Source organism: Sphingomonas sp. CFBP 13603 (genome assembly GCF_014892665.1).
GTDB lineage: Bacteria > Pseudomonadota > Alphaproteobacteria > Sphingomonadales > Sphingomonadaceae > Sphingomonas.
On sequence record NZ_JADBIA010000004.1, the window covers coordinates 75,358 to 100,735 of the forward strand.

19 protein-coding genes are annotated in these 25,378 nt (G+C 65.9%); 10 read left to right on the forward strand and 9 right to left on the reverse strand.

Annotated features, from left to right (window positions below):
• Window positions 1-6: 6 nt before the first annotated feature.
• Window positions 7-351 (forward strand): MerR family transcriptional regulator, encoded by a 345-nt coding sequence (locus IFR23_RS08155; protein ID WP_197978367.1) that lies wholly within the window; start codon window positions 7-9, stop codon window positions 349-351.
• Between the two features lie 327 nt (window positions 352-678).
• Here the strand turns inward: IFR23_RS08155 and IFR23_RS08160 are convergent, their stop codons facing one another.
• Both IFR23_RS08160 and IFR23_RS08165 read right to left on the reverse strand, forming a co-directional pair.
• Window positions 679-3,153 carry a PhoX family protein gene (locus IFR23_RS08160; RefSeq protein ID WP_192975449.1) on the reverse strand — a complete coding sequence of 825 codons (2,475 nt, stop codon included), beginning with the start codon at window positions 3,151-3,153 and terminating at the stop codon, window positions 679-681.
• Between the two features lie 49 nt (window positions 3,154-3,202).
• On the reverse strand, window positions 3,203-5,590 hold the full coding sequence (locus tag IFR23_RS08165; RefSeq protein ID WP_192975450.1) for a TonB-dependent receptor: 2,388 nt from the start codon (window positions 5,588-5,590) through the stop codon (window positions 3,203-3,205).
• A 171-nt stretch (window positions 5,591-5,761) separates the two neighbouring features.
• Between IFR23_RS08165 and IFR23_RS08170 the strand changes: the two genes are divergently transcribed.
• The 7 genes from IFR23_RS08170 to IFR23_RS08200 all read left to right on the forward strand — a co-directional run bounded on the left by IFR23_RS08170 (window position 5,762) and on the right by IFR23_RS08200 (window position 13,979).
• Window positions 5,762-7,441 carry an alkaline phosphatase D family protein gene (locus tag IFR23_RS08170; protein ID WP_192975451.1) on the forward strand — a complete coding sequence of 560 codons (1,680 nt, stop codon included), beginning with the start codon at window positions 5,762-5,764 and terminating at the stop codon, window positions 7,439-7,441.
• A gap of 250 nt (window positions 7,442-7,691) precedes the next feature.
• The gene (locus IFR23_RS08175; RefSeq protein ID WP_197978355.1) at window positions 7,692-8,585 is read left to right on the forward strand and encodes a fatty acid desaturase; all 894 of its coding nucleotides are present in this window, start codon (window positions 7,692-7,694) and stop codon (window positions 8,583-8,585) included.
• Window positions 8,582-9,379 carry a phosphate/phosphite/phosphonate ABC transporter substrate-binding protein gene (locus IFR23_RS08180; RefSeq protein ID WP_192975453.1) on the forward strand — a complete coding sequence of 266 codons (798 nt, stop codon included), beginning with the start codon at window positions 8,582-8,584 and terminating at the stop codon, window positions 9,377-9,379. The genes IFR23_RS08175 and IFR23_RS08180 overlap by 4 nt, the downstream gene beginning before the upstream one ends.
• 1 nt (window position 9,380) lies before the next feature.
• Window positions 9,381-10,343: a serine O-acetyltransferase EpsC gene (gene epsC / locus IFR23_RS08185; RefSeq protein ID WP_192975454.1), complete on the forward strand. Its 963-nt coding sequence runs from the start codon at window positions 9,381-9,383 to the stop codon at window positions 10,341-10,343.
• Window positions 10,340-11,110 carry a gamma-glutamyl-gamma-aminobutyrate hydrolase family protein gene (locus IFR23_RS08190; protein WP_192975455.1) on the forward strand — a complete coding sequence of 257 codons (771 nt, stop codon included), beginning with the start codon at window positions 10,340-10,342 and terminating at the stop codon, window positions 11,108-11,110. Before epsC ends, IFR23_RS08190 begins: the two co-directional genes overlap by 4 nt.
• Window positions 11,111-11,178: 68 nt before the next feature.
• Window positions 11,179-13,638 (forward strand): TonB-dependent receptor plug domain-containing protein, encoded by a 2,460-nt coding sequence (locus IFR23_RS08195; protein WP_192975456.1) that lies wholly within the window; start codon window positions 11,179-11,181, stop codon window positions 13,636-13,638.
• A gap of 122 nt (window positions 13,639-13,760) precedes the next feature.
• Entirely contained in the window at window positions 13,761-13,979 is a 219-nt protein-coding gene (locus tag IFR23_RS08200; protein WP_107962349.1) for a hypothetical protein, read from the forward strand.
• A gap of 402 nt (window positions 13,980-14,381) precedes the next feature.
• Here IFR23_RS08200 and IFR23_RS08205 read toward each other — a convergent pair whose 3' ends face one another.
• Genes IFR23_RS08205 through IFR23_RS08215 form a run of 3 tightly spaced genes read right to left on the reverse strand, consistent with a single transcriptional unit; the run spans window position 14,382 to window position 16,062 of the window.
• Window positions 14,382-14,966, reverse strand: coding sequence for a DedA family protein (locus tag IFR23_RS08205; protein ID WP_192975457.1), 585 nt, complete (start codon window positions 14,964-14,966; stop codon window positions 14,382-14,384).
• 42 nt (window positions 14,967-15,008) lie between these two features.
• A complete protein-coding gene (locus tag IFR23_RS08210) occupies window positions 15,009-15,509 on the reverse strand; it encodes a DUF1993 domain-containing protein (RefSeq protein WP_192975458.1) in 501 nt (166 codons plus the stop codon).
• A gap of 10 nt (window positions 15,510-15,519) precedes the next feature.
• Window positions 15,520-16,062 (reverse strand): DNA-deoxyinosine glycosylase, encoded by a 543-nt coding sequence (locus IFR23_RS08215; RefSeq protein WP_244655532.1) that lies wholly within the window; start codon window positions 16,060-16,062, stop codon window positions 15,520-15,522.
• A gap of 142 nt (window positions 16,063-16,204) precedes the next feature.
• On the opposite strand from IFR23_RS08215, the gene IFR23_RS08220 reads away from it, so the two are divergent.
• Window positions 16,205-17,716: an ATPase domain-containing protein gene (locus IFR23_RS08220; RefSeq protein WP_274599170.1), complete on the forward strand. Its 1,512-nt coding sequence runs from the start codon at window positions 16,205-16,207 to the stop codon at window positions 17,714-17,716.
• 1 nt (window position 17,717) lies between these two features.
• Entirely contained in the window at window positions 17,718-19,697 is a 1,980-nt protein-coding gene (locus IFR23_RS08225; protein WP_107962354.1) for a PAS domain-containing hybrid sensor histidine kinase/response regulator, read from the forward strand.
• A gap of 43 nt (window positions 19,698-19,740) precedes the next feature.
• Here the strand turns inward: IFR23_RS08225 and IFR23_RS08230 are convergent, their stop codons facing one another.
• The 4 genes from IFR23_RS08230 to IFR23_RS08245 form a co-directional block, all read right to left on the reverse strand.
• Window positions 19,741-22,134, reverse strand: coding sequence for a TonB-dependent receptor (locus IFR23_RS08230; protein WP_192975460.1), 2,394 nt, complete (start codon window positions 22,132-22,134; stop codon window positions 19,741-19,743).
• Window positions 22,135-22,276: 142 nt separating this feature from the next.
• A complete protein-coding gene (locus tag IFR23_RS08235; RefSeq protein WP_446740901.1) occupies window positions 22,277-23,683 on the reverse strand; it encodes a coniferyl aldehyde dehydrogenase in 1,407 nt (468 codons plus the stop codon).
• 155 nt (window positions 23,684-23,838) lie between these two features.
• Window positions 23,839-24,084: a hypothetical protein gene (locus IFR23_RS08240; RefSeq protein WP_192975462.1), complete on the reverse strand. Its 246-nt coding sequence runs from the start codon at window positions 24,082-24,084 to the stop codon at window positions 23,839-23,841.
• Between the two features lie 84 nt (window positions 24,085-24,168).
• Window positions 24,169-25,374: an acyl-CoA dehydrogenase family protein gene (locus IFR23_RS08245; RefSeq protein WP_192975463.1), complete on the reverse strand. Its 1,206-nt coding sequence runs from the start codon at window positions 25,372-25,374 to the stop codon at window positions 24,169-24,171.
• Window positions 25,375-25,378: the final 4 nt, after the last annotated feature.

Genomic DNA, 25,378 nt, shown 5'->3' on the forward strand with positions numbered 1-25,378 from the left:
TCGCGCATGCTCGGCGTGAGCGCGCGGACGTTGCGGTTCTACGAGGACAAGGGGCTGATCGAGCCCTGCCGGATCGGTACGACGCGCGTCTACACGCGGCGCGAAGTCGCCCGGATGCAGCTGATCTTGCGCGGAAAGCGGTTGGGTTTCACGCTGCGCGACATCGAGGAGTTCCTCGACCTGTACGACGCCGACCCTCAACATGTGGAGCAGATGCGCGCGCTGGCCGAACGCTGTCGCCAGCGGATCGACCTGCTCGACGCGCAACGCGAGGCGATCGTGCAGACGCGCGACGAGCTGGAGAAGATCGAGCAGGAGGCTCTCGCGCGGATTCCGCCGGGAACGGTCTAAGGCATAAAAGGCGCCACCCCCCTTAAAATCGCACCACCCAGCGCAGCTACACTACCCCGGCGAAGGCAGAGGCCCAGTCGGGGAGGTGGCAATAATGAAGCGCATCGCGAGTCAGCAACGTCCCCCAACTGGACCCCGGCCTCCGCCGGGGCGGGGCACCCGTACAGAACCGATGAGTGCCTGAAATCCTCCCCCGCCAGGGGGAGGTGGCTGGCACTTGCCAGACGGAGGGGCGGACAGGGTAACTCCCGTTGCGCGTCCTCCCCCTCCGTCACCTTCGGTGCCACCTCCCCCTGGCGGGGGAGGACCGCAAGTCCGCCGCGAAGCTTAAAGCCCCACGACACCCCCGTCGTTCTTCGTGATCACGATCGTCGAAGACCGCGGCCGTGACGGCGTCGTCACCGCACCGGCCTGGTTGGCAGGCCAGCTGCTCGTAATGTTGGTCGGCCCACCATTCTCGCCCGGATGCTGGATGTTCACGAACAGCGACCGGCCGTCCGGCGTCGTATGTATACCGGTGATCTCGCACTCCTTCGGCCCGACCAGGAAGCGGCGCAGTGCCGCGCCCGGTGCCTTGCCGACTCGCGTCGTCACCGAGCCGGTTGCCGCACCGATCGTGTTGGTCACCGTCCGCGTGCCGCCATCGTTGACGATCCCCGGTACCGAGGCGAGCAGCATGCAGTTGGTGACGTCGGTGTACGCGCCGTCATCCGTCTCGATCCACATCACCGGTGCGATCGTCCCCGACGCATTGCTCGGCAGACCGAACCACAGGCCGTCCGGCGACGAGAAGTCGTTGGTCGCATCGAGGCCCGACAGGTTGATGTTGGTCGCATCGAGATCGCTACCCGCACCGAACGCATAGATGTCCCAGGCGAACGTCGTTGCCTCGGATGTGTCACCGGTCTCGCGCAGGCGGATGATGTGCCCGTTGGCGTTACCCGTGGTCTGCCCGCCGGTGGTCTTCGGATCGACATAGGCGCGGGGGTTCGGCGCGTCGGCGGTAGCGACCGTCCGCGACGAGTTGTTGGTGAGCGTGCAATACATTTCGCCCGTCGCAGGGTTCACCGCCGTCCACTCCGGACGATCCATCCGCGTCGCCCCCAGTGCATCCGCTGCCAGTCGCGTGTTGATCAACACGTCGACCTGGCTGGCGAACGGATAGGCTGCGTTGGCCGAGGTGAGCGGCCCTTGGCCGAACACTAGCGGCAACCACTGGCCGCTGCCATCCGCCGCGAGCTTAGCGACGTAAAGCGTTCCAGCATCGAGATATTTGTCGCCGATCGCGAGACGGTTCGCTGCCGTCGCATCCGCTGCGGACCACGGCGTGGCCGACACGAACTTGTAGATATACTCGTTCTGCGCGTCGTCGCCCATGTAGAAGGCCGGCCTCACGCCCGCGATCGTCCGGCCGATCTCGCAGCCTTCATGGTTCATGCGGCCAAGTGCGGTCCGCTTGCGCGGCGTCGAGGCTGCGTCGAACGGATCGATCTCGACAACCCAGCCGTACTGGAAGATCTCGTTGCGGAAATCGCCCGTGCCGTCGGCAGGCGCGCTGGCCTGCGCGGTGATGTTCCAGCGCGAATAGATCGTGCTGGTCGTGTCGGCTGCCGTGACCGTCGACCACCCATAGTTACCACCGGTGTTGCTCTCGCCCTTGCCGTAGCGGGTGAGTGAAGTGTTCGCCTTCACGCCGACGGGGCCGGAGGCCGCACGCCGTGCCGCGTCGCCGACCTCACGACGGAAATAGCCGACCCAGTTCTCTTCATTCGTCAGGTACGTGTGCCAAGGCATTGTACCGTTGGCACAATTGTTGATCGTGCCGCGGCCCGTGGTGGCGTCCGGCGAGTAGCGCGTCTTGAGGCTGTCGGCGCCGCGTACCGGGCCCGAGAAGCTCATCGGCGTCAGAGGTGTGACCCGACGGTTGAAGGACGAGGCGGGCGCGTAGCTCCAGGCGGCGGCGCGGTTGACCTCGATGACGGACACGCCGTGGCACTCCATCTCCTTAAGCGCTTCGGCTTCGGGACGGACGCCGCCGGTGTTGGTCGGGCCGTTCGGATGCAGATATGCCTGCGTGATGTTCTCATGGTTGAGCACGAGCAGGCCGCGCGTGTTGCCGTTCGCGTCCGGCGTACCGGTGGCGGACATGCCGAAATAGCTCATGCCGTCATGATGATCGCCCGCGCGCTTCGAGAAGGTCGCGTCGGTACCGTCATTGGAATACGCGCCGACACCGCTGCCGATCGGATCGCCGAGCCGGTACAGCACGGTCACCGCGTAACCCGCAGGCACGGCAACGACATCCGCAAGGCTCTTCGCAACGGCCGTGAAGCCCAACGAGGCCGCGCCGACGGTCACGCTGGTGGTTGCGCTGACCGAACCGCTGGCCGATACCGCCGTAAACTGGAAGCTGAGCACGGTCCCGGCCGCAGCGCCCGGTACGACGAAGGTCGCGGTGGCGGTCGAGGCACCGGCGAGCGTGACGGCGGGGCCGGCGGTCTGCGTCCAGGTCACGCTGTCGACCTGGCCGATCGCTGCGCCGGTCAGCGTCGCGACGCGGCCCGCGGTCGAGCTGCCGCCAGCGGTCGCCGTCACCGTGACGGGGCTTGAGCCGTTGCCGTCATTGTCGTCGTCGCAGCCGGTCAGCAGCATGCCGCCGAACACCGCTGCGGCGGTCGCGGACATGCCGCCCATCAAGGTCTGGCGACGCGAATAGCGCGACTCGATCAGGTCGTTGATGTGCGGGTTGGCGGTCGGGTTGGTATCGATATCGCCGTCGGTATAGATGGTCTCGAACGTCATGCTTGGTCCCCCCGGGGATGGTTGCGCGGTGTGTAACGATGCGTGAGAGTTAGAATTTCGCGCCCAGTTCGACGCCGTAGAAGCGTGGCTCGCCGGCGATGTAGGTCGGGATGCCGAAGCCGCCGCCAGTATTGCCCGCATCGATCAGATAGCGCTTGTTGGTGACGTTCCGGGCGAACCCCCCGACGCTGTACCGACCTTGCGCGAACGCGACGCCGGCGCGCAGGTTGACCAGTGTGTAGCCTCCCTGACTGATCGCATCGTTGTTCGGCAGCTCGAAGAACACCTTCGAACGGTAGGTGACGCTGGGTGTCGCGTAGAGGCTGGCGCTGCCGACGGGTACGCGGAGCATCGCGCCCGCCGAGGCCGATGTCGACGGCTGCAGGCGGAACTTGTTGCCCGCGAACGAGCCGATCGGCTTGTCCGCGATGCCACCGTCGATATACGCGAATGCACCGAATACAGAGAGATAGTCGGCGAGCTTGAGATTCCCTTCGAGCTCTACGCCGATGTTCTTCGCGGAACCGGCGCTCTGTGTCAGCGCAGAGCCGTTCGGTTGCGTCACCGAGACCTGGAACCCGTCATAGACTTGATAGAAGACGGAGGCGGCACCGGTGAACGGACCGACCCGCCCCTTGATGCCGCCCTCGTAGTTCCAGACGTTCTCCTCGGGCACGTTCTGGAGATTGGGGCCAACGCCGAACGGCGTGGACTGTGCCGTCAGCTGGACGACCGGCGAGCGGCGGCCTTTGCTGATCGTGCCGTAGAGATTGACGTCGTCGTTGAGCTTCAGCAGCGCGTTGAAGCGCGGCAGGATCGCGGTGAAGCTCTTCTCCGCGACGAACTTGTTGCCGTTGGTGTTGGCCGTTCCGAGCAGGCTCGACCGGATACCGAGCGCCGCCAGGATTACCGAGTTCGGCTGAACCGACGAATAGCCCGACTGGCGATCCTCGATCAGGATGCGCGCGCCCGCGGTCAGTTCGAGCGCGGGCACCGGGATATAAGTCGCGTCGGCGAACACCGAGTAGGTGTTGTTCCTGCCATAGTTCGTGAACTCTGCCGCGTAAGGTATTGCCGTGGCGCGTCCGCCGGTCAGGATCGACGTCGCGCGGGTGGCCGGGATCGTGCCGTTGGCGGCGACACAGCCCGTCTCGGTCGGAATGCCCGCGCGGTTCAGCGCGGTACGGATCGGCTGATAGGCCGTCGCGACCGAGCAGGCGAGGTACGTGCCCTCTTCGGTCGCGAACGGGACGCGCTGGAAGCCGTTCTCGAAGAACGCGTTCCAGCCGACCGAGGCGCGATATTTCGGTCCTTCGAAGGCGAAGCGGCTTTCATGGCTCCACTGGTCGCCCTTCGCGTCTTCGGCGAATTCGAGATACGCGGCGGGGCCACCATCGGCGTCGAACACTTCGAGTGCGTCGAACCGGCGATAGCCGTTGACGGTGGTGAAGGTGATCCCCGGTGACAGGTCTGCGGTGATCGTCAGGTTCGCGTCATAGACGTTGCGGTCGAGACCGAGCTTGCGCGCGCCGAGAACCGCGGCGCTGTACGGGGAGCCGGAGAGTTCGGCATAGCCATAGTCGCCGGTCTGGCCGCCCGTCGGGGCGTGCGCGCGGCTCTTGAATGCGGTGCCGGGGTTGCGCTGTCCGTCATAGGTCAGGACGAGGTCGGCGGTGATGCTGTCGCTCGGGCGATAGCGGAGTGAGCCGCGGATGCCGCGCTGGTCCTGGCCGTTCAGGTCGTCCTGATCGACGCCGCCCTGGTTCTGGTTGGGGACGTTCGCATCGCCGGCGATGTTCCGGACATAGCCGTCGCGGTATTTATAGGCGAACGCGATGCGGCCGGCGAGCACGTCGTTGCCAGCGTTGAGGAAGCCCGACACCTGCGTGCGGTTGAAATTGCCATAGGTCCCGTTGATCGCCCCCGACACGCCCGGTTCGGGCTTGGCCGAAACGAGGCTGATCGCGCCGACCGCGGCAGCGGTGCCGAACAAGGTGGCCTGTGGACCCTTCACGACTTCGATCCGCTCGAGATCGTACAGATCTTGATACGCGCCACGCGACCGGCTGATGTCGATGCCGTTGTAATAGAGCGTGACGCGCGCGCCCTGCTGCGACGAGCCGTTGTCCGAGGTGATGCCGCGGATCACGAAGCCGGGGTTGTTGGCGCTCTGTTCCTGGATCTGCAGGCCCGGAATGTAGGCGGCAACTTCGGAAAGCGAATTGACGCCGATCGAGGCCATCCTGGCGCCGGTTACCGCGGTGACGGTGACGGGAACGTCGGCGATCCGCTGCTCGCGCTTTTGCGCGGTGACCAGGATTTCGTCGTTATCGGTGCCCGCCTGGAGTTCGGTCTGGGTATCTGCCTGCGCGAGTGCCGCGGTCGAGCAGGTCGTGGCGAGCGTCGCAAGCGCGAGCCGCGTGAAGATACGTGTCATTAAGTCCCCCGTTTTCGTTGCCGTCGCATTACGGGGGCGAGGTGACGTTTCGATGGCGTCTTCATGAAAGCAAAATGACTATTCCGTAACGACGCTGTCACATCGTTGCCGCCGGGGTGTCTTCGATCGCGGCTAGCAGGCGGGCAACACCCGTTACGAAAGCCTGAGCCGATGACGATCAACCGCCGCGATGCCCTGAAGAACGTCCTCAAACTTGCCGGGTCCGGCGCAACGCTCGCGCTCCCCGCAGCAGCGTCACACGCGGCAGGTACGGCGAAAGCTCGCTTCGATCACGGGGTAGCGAGCGGCGATCCTTCGGTCGACGGCGCCATCCTGTGGACGCGGGCGACGCCGGTCGATGCGGTGCAGGCCGGCGACATCGCGCTGACCTGGCACGTCGCGGAGACCGAAGGCGGCAAGCCGATCCGCTCGGGCACCGTCAAGGCCCGTGCGGCGCGCGACTTTACCGCCAAGGTGGAGGCGACCGGGCTCCAGCCGGGCCACGAATATCGCTACTGGTTCGATGCCGCGGACGGCACGCGCTCGCCGGTCGGCCGGCTCCGGACGCTGCCCAAGGGCAAGGTCGCCGATGCCGTGATGGCCGTCGTCTCGTGCCAGCTCTACGCGGGCGGGCTGTTCAACGCGTATGACGCGATCGCCAAGCTCGACCGGCTCGACGCCGTCCTGCACCTCGGCGACTATATCTACGAATACGGCGCCGACGGGTACGGCGCTGACATCGCCAAGAAGATCGGCCGCCTGGTAGAGCCGCGCCACGAGATCGTCAGCCTCGCCGACTACCGGATGCGCCACGCGCAGGTGAAGCGCGACGTCGACATGCAGGCGGCGCACGCCCGCGCCGCGTTCATCTGCGTGTGGGACGATCACGAGGTCGCCAACGACGACTGGATGCACGGTGCCGAGAACCACGATCCCAAGACCGAGGGCGACTGGGACGCGCGCAAGGCGGCCGCGATGCAGGCGTATTTCGAATGGATGCCGATCCGCGATCCCAAGCCCGGCCAGCCCTGGGCGGCGATCAACCGGAGCTTCGACTTCGGTGATCTCGCCACGCTGGTGATGGTCGAGACGCGGCTGCTCGCGCGAAGCCATCAGGTCGTGTCGAAGGGCGAGGCGATCACACCCGCCGAATACGCACCGATGCTGGCGGAGCGCGCGCGGCCCGATCGCGAACTGCTCGGGCCGGCACAGCTTGCCTGGGTCGAGAAGACGATGGCGGCATCGGTGACGGCGGGAAAGCCGTGGCAGGTGCTGGGCAACCAGATCGTGATGGCGAAGGTCGCGGGGCCCGACATGGAGCGGCAACTCGGGCCGGTAAAGTTCGGCGAGACGATGGCGAAGCTGCCGGCGATGTGGCGCGAGCGACTGGCGGCAGGCATCGCTTCGTACCGGGCTGGCATGCCGTTCGGCCTTGATAGCTGGGACGGGTATCCGCCCGCCCGCGAGCGTCTGTACGCGGCATTCCGGCGTGCGAAGTCGCGGCCGATCGTGCTGTCGGGCGACAGTCATGCCGCCTGGGCGAACGATCTGCACGACGACGCAGGCAAGCTGGTCGCGGTCGAATTCGGCTGCACCGCGATCACCAGTCCGTCCTACGGTTCGCTGTTGCCGGGTATCGGCACGTTGATCGCCGATGCCAACAAGGGCGAAGTGCGGTTCTGCGATCAGGACGCCAAGGGCTTCACGCTGCTGACGCTGACGCCCGAGCACGCGACCGCCGACTTCCGGACCGTGTCGACCGTGTTCGCCAAGCCGTTCACGGAAGGAACGGCGAAGCGGTTTCGTGCGCTCGCCACACGGCCCGAACTGCCGCTGGAAGAGATCGCCTGAGCTAGCCTCTCCCGACAGGGGGAGGTCGCAGGCGCTTGCCTGATGGAGGGGGTGGTCGCCAACGACCGGTGGCTGTGTCCCTCTCCCTCCGTTCTCTTCGGCGACACCTCCCCCTGCCAGAGTAGGATCAGAATGATCGTCGGTGCCTCGGACTAGCGCCTGACAATCAAAGTTTTTCCGCCGCAAAGTTCAATCGACTGTCAATTCCCATTCCCGCGGGGGATATTCATCTCATCGGACGGAGATGGGAATGCAGCGAGAGGCTTCGAGTTCGACGGTAGGATGGCCGACCGTCCTTCTGGCAGGTATCGTGTACGGCGGATGGGTGGTCGCGACGGCGTGGCATGCGGTCATTCCGACGCCGTTGCTGGTGCTGATCGGCGGGTGGCTGCTCGCCTGGCAGGGATCGCTGCAGCACGAAGTCATTCACGGGCATCCCACGCGGATCCGGTGGATCAACGACGCGATCGGGTTTGCACCGCTGTCGCTGTGGCTGCCGTACCGCCTGTACCGCCGCAGCCACGTCGCGCATCACCGCGCGGAGGTCATCACCGATCCTCGGCATGACCCAGAGTCCCGCTACCGCGTGCAGGCGCGTGGTTTCGCCGCAGTCCTCGGCCGGCTTCAATCCACGCTTCTCGGTCAGATGGTCTTCGGACCTGCAATCTCGGTCGGCCGCTTCTTCCTGCAAGAGACCCGCCGACTGGCGCGCGAACCGGCGCGCGTCGTGCGCGACTGGGCGCCGCACCTCGTCGGGGTCGCGCTGGTGCTCTGGTGGCTCGATCATGTCGGTCTTGGCGTCGGCCGTTACGTGCTCTGCTTCGTCTATCCGGGGATGTCGCTGACCATGGTGCGCTCCTACGCCGAGCACCGCGCCGATCTTGCGAGCCCCGGTCGCGCCGCCAGCGTCGAGCATGGCGGGCTGCTCGGGCTGCTGTATCTCAACAACAATTTGCATGCCGCGCATCACGAGCGGCCGTCGCTCGCCTGGTACGACCTGCCAGCGTACCATCGCCATAATCGAGCGCGGTTCGCGGAGGCGGGGGCACCGATCTATCGGGGGTATGGCGAGATCGTCCGGCGGTTCGCATTCAGCGCGCATGACGACATGGTCCATCCCCTCCACCGCGAGCCCGTGTCTTGACGGGCCGGATCGCCTCGCTCGGGATGTACGATCACCCCGCGCAGCATGATGCGAACGACCGGCTGTGGTCGGCGATTGCCGCCGTCCTGCGCGAACGCGGTGTCGCGGAGGTGCCCGATCGGCTCGATCGAACGCGCGACGTCCATGCGATCTGGCGTGATCCGGCGCTGCTGTTCGGTCAGGCCTGTGGCTATCCGTTGATCGCCGATCCGACGCTGGACCTGCGCGTGATCGCGTTCCCGATCTACGCCGGGCGAGAAAGTGGCAGCGTGATCGTGGCGAGGGCGGACGATCCCCGCGGTTCGGTCGCGACGTTTCGCGGTAGCCGCGCGGCCATCAACGATCGCCAGTCGAACACCGGCATGAACCTGTTCCGCGCGACGGTAGCGCCGTTTGCGGGGCAGGGGGCGTTCTTTGCCGAGGTGGTCGAAACCGGCGCGCATCGAGCCAGCATCGTCGCCGTCGGGACGGGCAAGGCGGATCTCGCGGCGATCGACCGCCTGACTTATGCGGCGATCGCGCGGTTCGAGCCGGCATTGGTGGCGGGCCTGAAGATCGTCACGCCCAGCCCTGCATCGCCGAGCCTGCCCTTCGTGACCGCGGCCGGGACCGACGCCGAGACGGTGGCGGCATTGCGAAGTGCGCTCGATCATGTCGCCGCCGATCCCGCGCTCGCGGCGGTACGCGAGACGCTGTTCCTCGCCGGGATCATACCCGCCGAGCCAGACGCGCTGACGCCGATATCGACGCTGGAAGCCGAGGCCGTCCGGGCCGGCTATCCCACGCTCCGCTGACATGAAGGACAACGCCGTGTCATCAGCATCCGACCCGATCGACCTCGCCGCGACGATCGACGAACTCCGCAGCGCGCGTCGCGCCTGGCGGCAGGAGCAGGACGGCCGACATAGCGTCGCGCGGTTTCCGTCGCTGGACGAGACCGGTCGCGCGCTCGACGATCTCGTCGCGGCGCTGTTTCCCGGGCGGCTCGGCATGTTCACAGGTCCGGTCGAGCGCGAGGATGCGTTCGTCGAGACGCGGCTGCGACAGGCGCTGGAACGACTGCAGCGGCAGGTCGAACGCGAATTCGCCTATTGGCAGGAAGAGGCGGTGCTGTCGTTCGACGTCAGCCACGCGAGCATGATCATCGGCCTGTTCTGCGCGGAACTGGGGCCGATCCGCGAACTGGTCGACGACGACGTCCGCGCGGCATTCGTCGGCGATCCGGCGGCCCGTAGCGCGGACGAGATCCTGATCTGCTACCCCGGCATCGTCGCGATCCTGTATCACCGGATCGCGCACGCGCTCTATGGCCTGGGCGCGCCGATCGTCGCACGGATCATCTCCGAACTCGCCAACAACCGCACCGGTATCGACATCCACCCGGGCGCGACGATCGGCCGCAGCTTCTTCATCGATCACGGCACCGGCGTCGTGATCGGCGAGACCGCGATCATCGGCAACCGGGTGCAGATCTACCAGCACGTCACGCTCGGCGCGCGCAGTCCGCTCGGCGTGACCGACGTGTCGGCGCGCGAACGGCTCGCGCGGCATCCGATCGTCGAGGACGACGTGGTGATCTATGCCGGCGCGACGATCCTTGGTCGCGTGACGATCGGGCAGGGCGCGACGATCGGCGGCAATGTCTGGCTGCTCGAGGACGTTCCCGCCGGCAGCGTCGTCGCACAGCCGACCGCGGTGATCCTGGCGGGCGATGCCGCGGATCAGCTGCACGAGACGCTCAGGGGGCGGGGGGCATGAGGCGGTTCGCCTGCTGCCGCGACGAGGACGGCCCGGTCAAGCCGGTGATCGGCGTGCTGTGCTGCAACGAGATCGCCGATCGACCGATCCAGGCAGTCGCGACGCGCTTCGTCGAGCCGCTGGTCCGCTATGCCGGCGCCACCGTGCTGCTGGTGCCGGCGGTGGCGGACGCGATGGACACGCGCGCGCTGGCGGGGCGGCTCGACGGGCTGTTGCTGACCGGGTCGCGCTCGAACGTCGCGGGTGCGCGGTACGGCAAGACGGATGCCGCGGACGATGCGCTCGACCTCGACCGCGATACGGTCGCGCTCGCACTCGCCGGTCGCATGATCGAGGCGGGGCGACCGGTGTTCGGCATCTGTCGCGGCCTGCAGGAGCTGAACGTGTTGTTCGGTGGCACGCTGACCGAAACGCTGGAGGAGGGGCACCATCGCTGGACCGACGACGAGACGGCGTATGAATCGCTGTTCGATCACGTCCACGATGTCGCGTTGCAATCGGGTGGCCTGCTGGCGACGGCGACCGCGCAGAGAAGCATCTCGGTCACGTCGGTCCACCGGCAGGGGATCGATCGTCTCGGCGCCGGCCTTCAGGTCGAGGCGCATGCCGTCAGCGATGGTCTGGTCGAGGCGTTCTCGGCCCGGCCCTGCGGCGGCGACGTGCTCGCGGTACAGTGGCATCCCGAATGGGACGTTGCGGCCAGCGCATCCAGCCGCGCATTCTTTTCACTTATCGGCCAGTCGCTCGGAACCTATCGGGACCATTGAACGCGTCTGATCGTTTCACGCCTACCGCAAAGATCGTCACAGAACGATCCACCTACAGGGACACTAGAATGACTGCTTATCGTACCGCGTTGGCGCTTGCCGCCTCTACTTTCGCCTTTGCGAGCGCGCATGCCGCATACGCCCAGGACGTGCCCGCCGATGCCCCGGCTCAGGCTGCGGCGCTGCCCGACACGCAGGACGACATCATTGTCACGGGCACGCGGACGGCGGGCCGGTCGCGGCTCGACAGCGCGGCGCCGGTCGACGTGCTGAGCTCGGCGGCACTCCAGCGGCAGGGCACGACCGAGCTTGGCGCAGCGCTGTCGGCGATCGCGCCGTCGATCGACTTCCCGCGGCCGTCCGCGGTCGATGGGACCGATGCGATCCGCCCGGCGACGCTGCGTGGCCTTTCGCCCGACCAGACTTTGGTCCTGATCAACGGCGTGCGCGGCCATACCGCGGCTTTGCTCAACCTCGGTGGCTCGGTCGGGCGCGGTTCGGCAGCGGTCGATCTGAACACGATCCCGACCGTCGCACTCGACCGGATCGAAGTGCTGCGTGACGGCGCGTCGGCGCAATATGGCTCGGACGCGATCGCCGGCGTCGTCAATCTTCGTTTGCGTGAAGCACGCTCGGGCGGCGCGGCATCGGTCACCTACGGCTTCTACAACACCAATATCGACACCGCGCGCGGCAGCCGCAGCAGGACGGGCGAGCCGACCGTGTCGGTGTCCGGCTGGCAGGGGCTCGGCTTCGGCGAGGACGGGTTCCTGACCCTCTCGGGCGAATATCTGAACCGCCAGGCGACCAACCGCGCCGATTTCGACACCCGCGCCCTGGTCGGGGTTCCCGGCACACCCGCCCGGGTGACCGGTCGCTTCGGCGATCCCAAGGTCGAGCAATACAGCATCTTCGCCAATGCCGGCACGACGCTGAGCGGCACGTGGAAGCTGTACGGCTGGCTCGGCTATCAGGACCGCGACACGCGTAGCGCGGCCTTCCCGCGGCTGCCGCTGGCATCGGACCCGGTAGCCGTCGCGCGACTGGAACTCGCAGGACTTTCCGACGGCTTCCTGCCGCTGATCAATACCAAGTCGCGCGACCTCAACTCGGCGCTCGGGATTAAGGGCGAACTCGCCGACTGGAACGTCGACCTGAACGTCAGCTACGGCCGCAACAAGATCGGTTTCCGCACGCTGGACTCGGCGAACTACGCCTATGGCCGAGCGACGCAGAGGGATTTCTCGGACGGCGCGCTGATCTACGACCAGTACATCGTCGGGCTCGACGTCGATCGCAAGTTCGACGTGTTGCAGGGCGTCAACGTCGCGTTCGGGCTCGAAGGGCGCCGCGAAGGATTCAAGATCCAGTCGGGCGAACTCGCCTCCTATGGCTATCCCACCACCGGCACCGTGACCGGCGCATTGCTGACCGCACCCCCGGGCGCGCAGGGCTTTGGCGGTTTCTCGCCCGACAACGCGATCGAGCGGAGCCGCCGCAATGGCAGCGTCTATCTCGATATCGAAGCACAGGTGACGGACAAGTTCCTGGTCGGCGTGGCCGGCCGCGCCGAGGATTATTCCGATTTCGGCTCGACCGCGACCGGCAAGGTTTCCGCACGCTATGACTTTGCGCGTTGGTTCGCCCTGCGCGGTACGGCCTCGACCGGCTTCCGTGCGCCGGCGCTTCAGCAGCAATACTTCACCTCGGTTGCTACCGTCATCCAGAACGGAAACCCGATCCAGACCGGCACGTACCCATCGATCAGCCCCATCGCCAGCAGGCTCGGCGGCCTCCCGCTCGAGCCCGAGAAGTCGACCAATCTTTCGGTCGGCACGGTCTTCCGCTTCGGCGGGTTCGACCTGACCGTGGACGCCTACCGCATCCGCATCCGCAACCAGATCGGGCTGTCGGAGAACCTCGCCGCCGCCGGCAATGCACAGGTTGCGGCATTGCTGGCGCCGTTCAACGTCAGCGCCGCACGGTTCTTCATCAACGGGCTCGCCTCGACCACCAAGGGGATCGACGCCGTCGCGCATTACCGCGTGCCGACCGATGCCGTCGGAACGTTCGACCTCACGATCGCTGGCAACATCAACGATGCGGACGTGACGCGCGTGCCGACCTCGACCTCGGCGCTCAACCCCGCACCGACGCTGTTCGCGCGCAGCCGTATCGAGTCGCTCGAAAACGGCACGCCGGGCGAGAAGGTGACGGGCTCGATCGACTGGTCGCTGGCCGATTTCGGCGCGACTGCGCGCGTCACCTATTATGGCGACGTCAACCAGCCTGGGACGACCGAAGCGGGCGACGTGCACAGCGGCAAGCACGTCATCACCGATCTCGAACTCCGCTATCAGGCGAAGAGGGGCGCGCAGTTCGGGCTGGGCGTGAGCAACCTGTTCGACGTCTATCCCGATGCGACGATCGCCGCGAACAATTCGACCGGCGTGATCGGCTTCCCCTATTACTCGCCGTTCGGGTTCAACGGCCGCTACATCTACGCGCGCGCCGGCTTGAGCTGGTGATTAAATCATAGCGTCACGATAGGGTATTGCGTTCGACCGCATCGCTCGGTAGCTTTCGGTTCCAGAATCGATGTTGCGCAATGCGGTCGTAATTCTGAATTAGTCATTACGGAGACCATTCGATGAAGAAGATCACGATCGTGCCGATGATTGCAGTCATGGCACTCAGCCTTGCCGCATGCTCCAAGCCGGCTGACACGTCGAATGTCACCGACATCGAGACGAACACGGTCGTCGAGGATACGGATTCGAACCTGTCGGCAGTCGACGGTATCGAAACCAGCAACTCGGCCGATCTCGAGAACTCCGCCGATCTGAACAGCAGCGGTAACGCTCTCTGATCGTCTGATACTTGATCTGACGGCGGGCGGGAGGCCGATCTCAGTGATCGGTTTCTTGCCTGCAAACAACAAGGCGATGCGTTCCATTTCAGGATGGGGCGTGTCGCCTTTTTTGTATTTAATCGTTTGTATTCGGATCGTTACGAGTAAATTTAACTGGTCGCATTTAGTACTCGATCCGCCGCTGATACTGACGAATCCTATTCCCTATGCAATCGGTGTGTATTACGAGGGGATAACGTCAAGGCGAAGTGAAGCTCCCTAGACGGAACCTCGTGGTCCAGCAGAACCCCTCTGCTGGGCCACCGTTTTTTCGTGGCCCGATCGATCCGGTCACGCGCATGCCGTCGGCTCGAACCGGCCGACGGCATCGCTGCGACAGTCGAGACGTGGGGTGGGTCGTCAGCGCGGTGACGCGACGGCGTTCGATCGTCGTCCGCGCCAGTACCGGATCACCGCCATCACCGATGCGATCACGATTGCCAGGATCGCGACTCCGACCAGCTTGTGCTTCGGCATGATGCTGTGGACCGCGTCCAGCAACGTGTCGCCGAACAGATAGCCGATCCCGGTGAACAGCACGCCCCAGACCGCAGCCGAGATCGCGTTGAGCGCCATGAACGTGCGCGCCGGGACATGCGACGTGCCGATCGCGATCGGGCTGATCGTGCGCAGGCCGTAGAGGAAGCGGAAGCCGAGGATGAAGATCGTCGGATGCCGTTCGAGCGTGTCGAGTGCCTTGGCGAATGCGGGTTTCGCCGCGATCCTGCGGACCCGTGCCGTATCGCGGTAGCGCCGCCCGGCGAGGAAGAAGAGCTGGTCCGCGGCGAACGAGCCCGCGATCGCCGCTGCTGCGCTGCCCCAGAGCGGCAGCAGATCCTGATGCGCGAGCAGACCGCCGGTAACGACGGCGGTCTCGCCCTCTATCCCTGCTCCCAAGAAGATCGCGGCGAGGCCGTATTGGGCGATGAGCGTTTCGATCGACATCCACCGTCCTTGCCGCAGCACCGCGCGGTTCGCCAGCGTTGCTTAGCGGCCGAGATAATCCATCTTGCCGATCGGCACGCCGCGCATCCTCAACAGGGCATAGGCTGTCGTGACGTGGAAATAGAAATTGGGCAGCACGAACCCGAGCACATAGCTTTGCGCTGTGAATTCAAACGTCTGGCTGCGCGTGACGAGTGTGACGGGTGTGCTTTCCTTGCCGTCGATCGCATCGCGCGGCACGGTGTCGAGGAAGGCGAGCGTTGCCGCGATACGCTGCTGGAGCGCGGCGAAGGTCGTTTCGTCGTCGGCCATCGCCACCGTCGGGACGCCACCGATCCGGACCATCGCGCCCTTCGCGGTGTCGCTCGCGCGCTGCACCTGCGCCGTCAGCGGCGCCATGTCGGCGATCAGGCGCGTATCGAGCATCTCGGACTCCGCGACGCCGGTGTCGCGCGCGAACGCCTCGCCGGTCGTGAGGATCGCCGAGAGGCTGGCGAACCCGCGCCGAAAGGCGGGGACGGTGAGATCATGGAGACTGGTCATGGACCCAGGCCTAGGCGCGCGAACCCGGCGGGTCGAGCAGGAACGCGGTGAGCTGGCTCCAGGCGGGTTGCTTGGCGGCGAGCCCGATCGTGTGGAGCGGGCTGCTCGATGGCAGCGGGACGATCGCCGGCCCCTTATGGTCGGCGCCCAGCAGTTTCAGCCCCTGCTTGAGCGCGGTGCCGCCATTGAATGCGATCGCGCGAAGTCGGGGCAGGCGGGCGACCAGCCCCGCGATATCGTTGCCCGCTATGTCGACGATCGCGGCATCGCTGCTGCCCGGCCGTCGCGCCGATCCGACCACGTCCCACAAGGCAACGCCGCGCGCACGCAGCGCGGCGAGCCGATCGTCATAGGTCATCGCGACCAGATCCACCCCGACGACCGGTCCCATCAACTGCCAGAACTGGTTCTGCGGATGCGCATAATAGCGCTGGGCCGCGAGCGATCGGTCGCCAGGCAGGCTGCCCAGCACCAGCACGCGCGCATCTGCCGCCGCAACGGGCGGGAACGAATGCTTCAGCGGCATGGGGAGCGGCATGGGGGTCTTTCGCATCACGAGCCCGTCCGTGTCACGACCGACACGGTAACCGCAAGCCCGGCGGTGCGAGACTAGTCGGTGACCGGGTTAGTCCCTATGATCGCAGTAATTCGTCGCGTCCGGCATGGGCGTCGATCGACAGGGGAGGATTGCCGGTTTGGCACAGGACGTACAATTGCCGGCGCTCGCGCGGACTGGGATCGCGGGTCTGGACGACATCCTCAACGGTGGATTGACGCCCGACCGGATGTATCTGATCGAAGGCACGCCAGGTACGGGCAAGACCACGCTGGGGCTCGGCTTTCTGCTGGCCGGCGCATCGGTCGGCGAGACGGGGCTGTATATCACGCTCGCGGAAACCGAGATCGAACTCCGCGCGGTCGCGACGACGCATGGCTGGTCGCTGGATTCGCTCAACCTGTTCGAGATGGTCCCGGCCGACGGCTTGGGCGAGGATCACGAACAGACGCTGCTGCATCCCAGCGAAGTCGAGCTGGGCGAGACGATCCGCGACGTGATGGCCAAGGTCGACGAGCTTCGCCCGAAGCGCGTGGTGATCGACAGCCTGTCCGAACTGCGGCTGCTCGCGCAGAGCCCGATCCGCTATCGTCGCCAGATCCTCGCGCTCAAGCACTTCTTCTCGACGCGCGCCTGCACGGTGCTGTTCCTCGACGACAAGAGCGGCTCGGGCAGCGACCTCCAGTTGCACAGCATCGCGCACGGCGTCGTCTCGCTCGAACAGACCTTGTCCGGGTTCGGTGCGCAACGTCGTCGCCTGCACGTCGTGAAGATGCGCGGCGTGCGGTATCGTGGCGGCTATCACGATTTCGAGATCGAACGCGGCGGGCTGTGCGTCTATCCGCGTCTCGTCGCGTCCGAGCACGTCATGGCCTATTCGGACGAGGCCGTGTCGACCGGGTCTACCGAACTCGACACCTTGCTGGGTGGCGGGCTGATCCCCGGTACCGCGACGTTGCTGACCGGTCCGGCCGGCGTCGGCAAGACGACGGCCTCGGTCCAGTCGATGACCGCGGCGTTGAAGCGAGGCGAGCGGGCGGCGTATTTCCTGTTCGACGAGCGGCTTCCGACTTTGCTGAAGCGCAGTGCGTCGCTCGGCATGGACCTGTTGCCGTTCGTCGAGAACGGGCAGCTCGAGCTGCGCGCGATCGATCCGGCCGAGATGTCGCCCGGCGAGTTCTCCGGCGCGGTGCGGGCCGCGGTCGAGGAGCACGGCGCCAAGATCGTCGTGATCGACAGCCTCAACGCGTATCTCCAGGCGATGCCCAACGAGCAGTTCCTGATCCTGCAAATGCACGAGATGCTGACGTATCTCGGCCAGAAGGGGATCGTCAGCCTGCTGATCCTCGGTCTGCACGGGATCACCGGTGACGTCCGGTCCGACGTCGACCTGAGCTATCTCTCCGACACCATCGTCCAGCTTCGCTATTTCGAGGCACACGGTGAGGTGCGCCAGGCGATTTCGGTCATCAAGACGCGTACCGCACGGCACGAACGGACGATCCGGGAGTTTCAGATCGGTAGCAACGGATTGCTGGTCGGCGAGCCCCTTCGCGAATTCCAGGGCGTGCTGACCGGTGTTCCGACATTCTCGGGTGAAGGAAAGACGTTGATGGCCAGCCGAATGGGGACGCGTGACGGTCGCGGCTGACATGGATGACCGTGTCCTGATCCTGGCGCCGAGAGGCCGCGACGCCGTCATCGCGGCGGATCTGCTCGGTCGAAACGAGATCGTCGCCGTCGTTTGCGCGGATCAGGCCGTGCTGCTGTCCGAGCTGGATGCGGGTGCCGCGGTCGTGATGTTGACCGAGGAAGCGCTGACGATGGCGGACAATACGCTCCTCGCCGACTGGGTCGCGGCGCAACCCAAATGGGCGGACATCCCGTTCGTCGTGCTGACGAACGGCAACAAGGCTCCGCGGACCGAACGCGCGACGCAACGCCTCGGCGATCTCGGCAACGTGATCTTGCTGGAACGTCCCCTGCACGCCGAGGCGATGCTCGGGGCGATCCGGTCCGCTTTGACCGCGCGCCGACGGCAATATGAGCTGCGCGACGTCGCCGTGACGCTCGAACGCGCGGTGCTGGACCGTACGAGCGAGCTGCGATCCGCGCGCGAAAGCCTTGAGATCGCGCTCGAAGCTGCCGGCATGGGCAGCTGGGACATCGACCTGCAGACCGGCGAATCCCGGCGGACGTTGCGGCACGATGCCATCTACGGCTATCCCGAGGGTAGGCCTGACTGGAACATGGAGACGTTCCTGAGCCATGTCGACCCGAAGCAGCGCGGCACCGTCACGCGCGCGATGACCGAGGCGACGCGGACCGGCAACATCGACGTCGAATATCGGATCGATGCCGCCGATGGCCAGTCGCGGTGGCTCGTCGCCAAGGGCCGGGTCCGGTATGACGAGAACGGCAAGGCATCGCGGATGACCGGCGTCGTCTCGGATGTCACTGATCGCAAGGAAGCCGATCAGCAACTCGCGCAGGCGCAGAAGATGGACGCGATCGGCCAGCTCACGGGCGGCGTCGCGCATGATTTCAACAATCTCCTGACCCCGATCGTCGGCAGCCTCGACCTGCTGCGCCGGCGACACAAGGACGACGAGCGCACGCAACGGATGATCGGCGGGGCGTTGCAAGCCGCCGAGCGCGCGGCGACGTTGACGCAGCGCCTGCTGGCGTTCGCGCGGCGACAGGCGTTGCAGCCCAAGGCGGTCGATATCGGCGCGCTGATCGACGGTCTGGTCGATCTGATGCGGCGCTCGCTCGGCCCGTCGATCGCGGTCACGATCGAGATCCCGCGGCATCTGTCGTCGGCGCGCGTCGATCCCAACCAGCTCGAACTCGCGCTGCTCAACCTCGCGATCAACGCGCGCGACGCGATGCCGGGGGGCGGCAAGCTGCTGCTGTCGGTCAGCGAGACGGTGGTCGACGACCGCAACACGGTCGGTCTCGCGCCCGATCGGTACGTCCGCATCGCCGCGATCGACACCGGCACCGGCATGGACCGCGCGACGCTGGCGCGCGCGACCGAACCGTTCTTCTCCACCAAAGGCGTCGGCAAGGGCACCGGGCTCGGCCTGTCGATGGTGCACGGGCTTGCGGCGCAATCGGGCGGCACGCTCCGCCTGACGAGCGAGCCGGGCGCTGGGACCACGGTCGAGCTGTGGCTCCCCGCGACCGACGAAGCCGCGGTCGATACCGTCGAGAATGCCGCCGAACCCGTCGCCGCGCGCCGCGCTGCCAAGGTGCTTCTGGTCGACGACGAGGATCTGGTCCGGACCGCCACGGCCGACATGCTGCGCGACATCGGGTATTCGGTGGTCGAAGTCTCGTCCGCCAGCCAGGCGCTGTCGGCGATCCGATCGGGCGTCGACGCCGATATCCTGGTCAGCGACTATCTCATGCCGGGCATGACGGGCGGGCAATTGATCACCGAACTGCGCGCCTCCGGAAACCGAATTCCCGCGCTTCTGGTCACCGGATATGCGGCGGCCGGCGAGGACGTCCCCAGCGACGTCATCCGCCTCTCCAAGCCGTTCCGCCAGACCGACCTCGCGGCACGGGTCGACGAACTGCTCCGGCAATCACCTCCGGGACGTCCGAAACTCCGCGCGGTAGAATGATCGGGTCCGGCGTTTACCGTCGGACCCGCTTCAGTAGCGAGGATCAGAAGCCCTTCTTCAACGAGACGAAGAACTGGCGTGGCGCGCCGGCCAGCAACGTCTGGTTGTCGCCGCTGGCCGTGAAGCCGTTCGAGCCGATCGTCGCGATGTATTTCTTGTCGGTGAGGTTGGTGACGCTACCCTCGATCGCCACGCCGTGCAGCGCGCCGTCGCCCTCGAAGCGGTAGCCGATGCTCGCATCGACCAGCACGCGGCTCGGCACCGACTGGTCGTTGAGATAGGTGAAGTAACGCTTGCTCATGTAATCCGCGCCGACCCGGCCGGTGAAGCCCGACTGTTCGAGCACGATTTCGCCCTTGACCATGTGCTTGGGCGTATCGACGACCGTGTCGCCCTTGCGAACCTGGACCGATCCCGAGGCGTCGGTGACCGTGTCCTGATATTCGGCGTTGGTGTAGGAATAGCTCGCGAACAGCGAGAGCGGGCGGAACACGCGGTAGTTGGCGGAGACTTCCGCGCCATAGGTCCGCACACTGCCGGCGTTGTTGAGCGTCGGTGCGTTGCCGAGGATGCCGACGCCGTTGGCAAACGCGAGCAGGCGGTTCGAGAAGTCGACGTAATAGCCGACCGCCGAGGCCTGGAACGGCCCGCTGTGCAGGCGAACGCCGCCTTCCGCGGTCTTCGATCGCTCCGGCTTCAGCCGCCCGCGGACGGCGTTGAAGCCGGCCTGCGTCGCCGCGAACGGTCCGGTCGTCGCCGACGAGACGAACGCGCGCATGTTCTCGGTATAGTCCGCAAACACTTCCGCCGCCGGGGTCAGCTTGAACAGGATGCCGGCCTGCGGCTGGAACCAGTCCTTTGCCGAGATACGACCGACCGACAGCGGCGAGGTCGTGTCGGGCAGCATCGTCGCGCTGTTGACGACATAGGCGCCCTTCCACCCGGCGTTGACGATCAGCCGGTCGCCCGCCAGCTTCAGCGTGTCCTCGACATGATACTGCATCGTGTCGGTGCCGTATTTGCCGTCCCACTGCGTCGCGTACGCATTCTCCTGGAACTTCAGCACGTCGCGGTTGGGCGTCGCGCTGTCGGTCATCCCATAGAAGCGCCGCGCCTGCGTGAAGGTGTTGGTCTCCAGCCAGCCACCGACCTCGACGGTGTTCGCACCCGTCTCATAGGCGATGTTGCTGAGCGCGCCGCCGCGCTTGATGCTGTATTCCGTCGTGCGGAAGCCGAGCGGGCTGGTCGCGGTGATCGCACTGCCGTCCTGGTTCAGCGCGCCGGCCGGGGTAGGCGAATAGGGCGTGATCCAAGATCCTTGCCCCTTGTTGTTGTGATAATAGCCGGTCGTGGTCATCGTCAGTTCGGGCGTCAGGTTCGCGTTCAGCGTGACCCCGCCAAGATAATCCTGCCGCACGCCGCCGGCATCGAAATAGGCATCGTCGACGGTGCCGAACCCGCTCGGGAAGGTCGTGCCGGTACCCGCCCATGGCGCGACGAAGCCGACCGACGAGCCGTTGTTCGCCTTGGTGTAGCTCGCGAGCGCCACCTGGTTCTGGTAGGTCTTCGCGATCTGCAACGCGAGCGGGTAGTTGTCGGCGATGTTGTCGTTGCGCAGCCCACGGCGGCGAATGATGTCGTAGCTGAGATCCTGGTAGTCCTGCTCGCGGCGATCGGAGAAGTTCACGAACGCGGACAGGCTGCCGAACGCGCCCAGATCCTTGACGATCTTGCCGTTCGCCTGATGCTGGCGCTGGACGCCGTCGCCCTTCCACTTGTCGGTGGTGAGGTAGCCATAGCTCAGATAGCCCTTCAGCCCGCCGCCGAGATCGCCGCTGTCGATACGCGCATAGCCGCGGTACGTGTTGTCGGAGCCATAGGTGCCGCCGCCGGTGACGTTGGCGGTGTCGCGCGGCTTGTCGCTGAAGAACTGGATCGTGCCGCCGAGATTGCTGGTCGATGCGGTGCCGAGCGCGCCCGCGCCCTGTGCGACTTCGGTGCGGGCGACGTTCTCGGAAATGATCGCACGGCTGATGTGCAGGCCGTTGACGTTGCCGTAGCTCATGTCGCCGAGCGGCACGCCGTCAAGCGTGAAGCCGAGCTGGTTCTGGTTGAACCCGCGCAGTGAAATGCGGACCGCCCATTCATACGCGCCGAACGGGTCGGATGCCTGGAAATTGACGCCGGGAAGCTTCTCGATCGCCTTGAGCGGGCTCGATCCGGGGGTGAGGCGCGCGAGATCGACCGCGCTGACGCTCTGGACCTGGCGGCTCTGGCCGAAGCCGAGCACGACGATGTCGGATCCCGCCCCGGCATCGTCCGGTGCTGCATCGACCGATGGTGCGACTGGCGCTGCGTCGGGTAGCGTCTGGGCGGCGGCGGGCACTGCGAGCGCGGTTAGCGCGACGCCGGTCAGCAGCGACGAGATGATGTGCATGGAGCCCCTTTGCAGCGCGCGATTGCGCTGCAGTGCACATTGCCGCTCGACGTTACGGTGCGGCGTCAGTTCGAAGACGATTGTGAGACGCTCGTCCTAATTGACCGCTAGCGTATCCCGTGCGCCACACTGTCGGCGTTCGTCAGCGTATCATCCGCGCGATCGTCTTGGCCGCGGCAGCTCCGTAAGGCGGTTTGAGCCCGGCGAGCTTGGCGACGTCGAGCCGCGACTGCTTGAAGACCGCGCGCGCGTGGCTGAAGGTGCGGAAGCCGTCGATCCCGTGATACGCGCCCATCCCCGACGGGCCGCTGCCACCGAACGGAAGGTCCTCCATCGAGATGTGGAAGATCACGTCGTCGAGCGTCACGCCACCCGAGATCGTCCGGTCGAGCACGCGGCGGCGTTCGGCGTCGTCGCTGCCGAAATAATAGAGCCCGAGCGGTCGGTCGCGGCGGTTCACCTGCGCGATCGCATCGTCGATGCCGTCGTAGCGGCGGATCGGCAGGACCGGGCCGAAGATCTCTTCCTGCATCACGATCATGTCGTCGGTGACGTCGCGGACGATATGCAACGGCATTTTCCGCGAGTTGGCGCTGGCAAAATCCTCGTCCGCGGGGTTCACGACCTCGACGGTTGCGCCCTTTGCCTTGGCGTCGGCGATCCACTCGGTGAGGCGCTGGTGATGGCGATCGTTGATCACCGACGTATAGTCGGCGTTGGCGAGCAACGTCGGGTACATTGCGCTCGCCGCCGCCTTGATGCCGTCGACGACCTTGGCTTCGTCTGCGGAAGGAACGAGGAGATAGTCGGGCGCGAGGCAGATTTGCCCTGCATTCATCATCTTGCCGAGCGTGACGCGTTCGGTCGCGCGCGCGATGTCCGCAGATGCGCCGAGGATCACGGGCGACTTGCCGCCGAGTTCGAGCGTGACGGGCGTCAGATTGTCGGCGGCGGCGTGGAGGATGTGACGGCCGATCGCGGTTGCACCGGTGAAGATCAAATGGTCGAACGGCAGCGCGGCGAAGTCCTTCCCCACATCCGCACCGCCGGTGACGATCGCGAGTTCGTCCTGCGCGAAATATTTCGGCGCGAGCTCTTTGAACAGCGCGGCGGTGGCAGGCGTGTACTCGCTCGTCTTCGCCATCGCGCGATTGCCCGCGGCGAGCACGCCTGCGAGTGGCGCCATCAACAGGTTCACCGGAAAATTCCACGGCGCTATGATGCCGATCACGCCCTTGGGCTGGTACTCGACCCACGCCTTCGCGCCCAGCAGTCCCAAGGGAAACTGCACCGGGCGGCGGTCGCGGCGCATCCAGCGATCGAGATGCTTGGCGGCGTGCGCGATCGGCGCGAGCGAAGCGCCGATATCGGTGATCATCGTCTGCTCGCGGCTGCGATGCCCGAAATCCTCCGACATCGCGTCGCAGAACCGTGACGCGTTATCCCGCACCATCGCCGCCGCGCGCTTGAGACGATCGAGGCGAACGGCCTTGGTGACCGGAAGCTCTGCCATGAACGCGTCTCGCTGGGTGGTGAGGATGGTGTGCATGTCAGTCATTCGTGAATCCTTGGCAGATCGATACTCGACGGAAGCAACTTACATTCTCGTACCGACGGGTAGTGCCGACCCTCGACGGCGACGCTCAGCTCAGCTCGCGAACACGAACTTAAGTGGGGGCGCCCATCCCTTAGAAAAACCGGCTCTTATGCATCGAAGGTGTGCCTAATCGCACTCCATTCGGCCCAAACATTATCCTGGTCTATGTCGTCGTAACCGCGCTCTTCGGCCCTGTCCGCGGCCACGTCTCGCGGCAACGCTATCGATACGGCATTATCCCGAATAGCCAGAACCTCGCCCTCGGTCAGAGGTACTCCCTTTGCCCGCTCGCGGTTGAGCAGGATTGTCACCAAGGCCGGTATGGGCACGATTACAAGCGGTTCGCTGTTCATTCCGGTACTTTCGCAACTTTCATCAGGGGCTGCAATTTGGCATGTTCCGACCGCAGATAATCCGCGTCAAACCCAGCGCCGCTTTCAAGCCCCGACCGGCAAATCGCGGAACGCCTGCTCCTTGTCGACACGGATTTCGCCGGGGAGGCCGAGCACGCGTTCGGCGATGATGTTCTTTAGGATCTCGTCGGTGCCGCCGGCGATACGCAGGCCTGGCGCCCACATCGTCGCGGCATGGAACGCGCCTTTGAGCGGCGTCAGCGCAGGGTCGGAGATGATGCCGTATTGATCGCCGGCTTCGACCGCGGTGTTGCCGATCGCCTGTAGCTGGTTGGCGGCAACGATCTTGCCGATCGAGCTTTCGGGGCCGGGCACCTGACCCTTCGACAGCGCGGTGATCGTCCGCATCCGGGTGTTGCGCAGGCCCTCAGATTGCACCCACCAGTCGGCGAGCGTCTGACGGAACGCGGCATCCTTCAGCAGCGGGCCGTCTGCGCCGTTGGCTTGGGCGGCGAAGGCGAGGATGTCCTCGGGCCCGACGCCACCGCTCGTACCGATCGCGAGGCGCTCGTTCATCAGCGTGAACAGTGCGACCTTCCAGCCGCCGTCTACGGGTCCGAGACGTTGCGCGTCGGATATCCGGACGTCCTCGAACCAGACTTCATTGAAGCTCGAGCCACCGGACATCTGGTGGATCGGACGGATCTCGATCCCCGGCGCCTTGAGATCGAGCCAGAACATCGTCAGGCCCTGGTGCTTCGGCACGTCGGGATTGGTGCGGACCAGGACGATGCCATAGTCGCTGTAATGCGCGCCCGAGGTCCAGACCTTCTGGCCGTTGATCAGCCAGTCGTCGCCATCGCGGACGGCGCGCGTGCGGATCGCCGCGACGTCCGAGCCACCGGCGGGCTCGGAGAAGAGCTGCGACCAGATCTCGTCGCCGCGGACTGCGGGGCCGACGAAGCGGTGCTTGGTCGCGTCGTCGGCATAGGCCATCACGGTCGGCACGCACATCCCGAGCCCGATCGTGAAATAGCTGCCGTCGACCGCGTGGCGCGCTTCTTCCTGGCCGAAGATCACGCTTTCGATCGGCGTACCGCCGCCGCCGCCCCATTCCTGTGGCCAGGTGATGCACGCATAGCCGCCGGCCGCCTTCCGCGCCTGCCACGCCTTCGCCTTGGCCATGTCGTCGGGGTAGTGGCCGGCGTCGTGCTCGGCGATGTTCGCGCCTAGCCAGGCGCGCGCGGCGGCGCGGTAAGTGGCTTCGGCGTCGCTGTCCTTGAAATCCATGTGC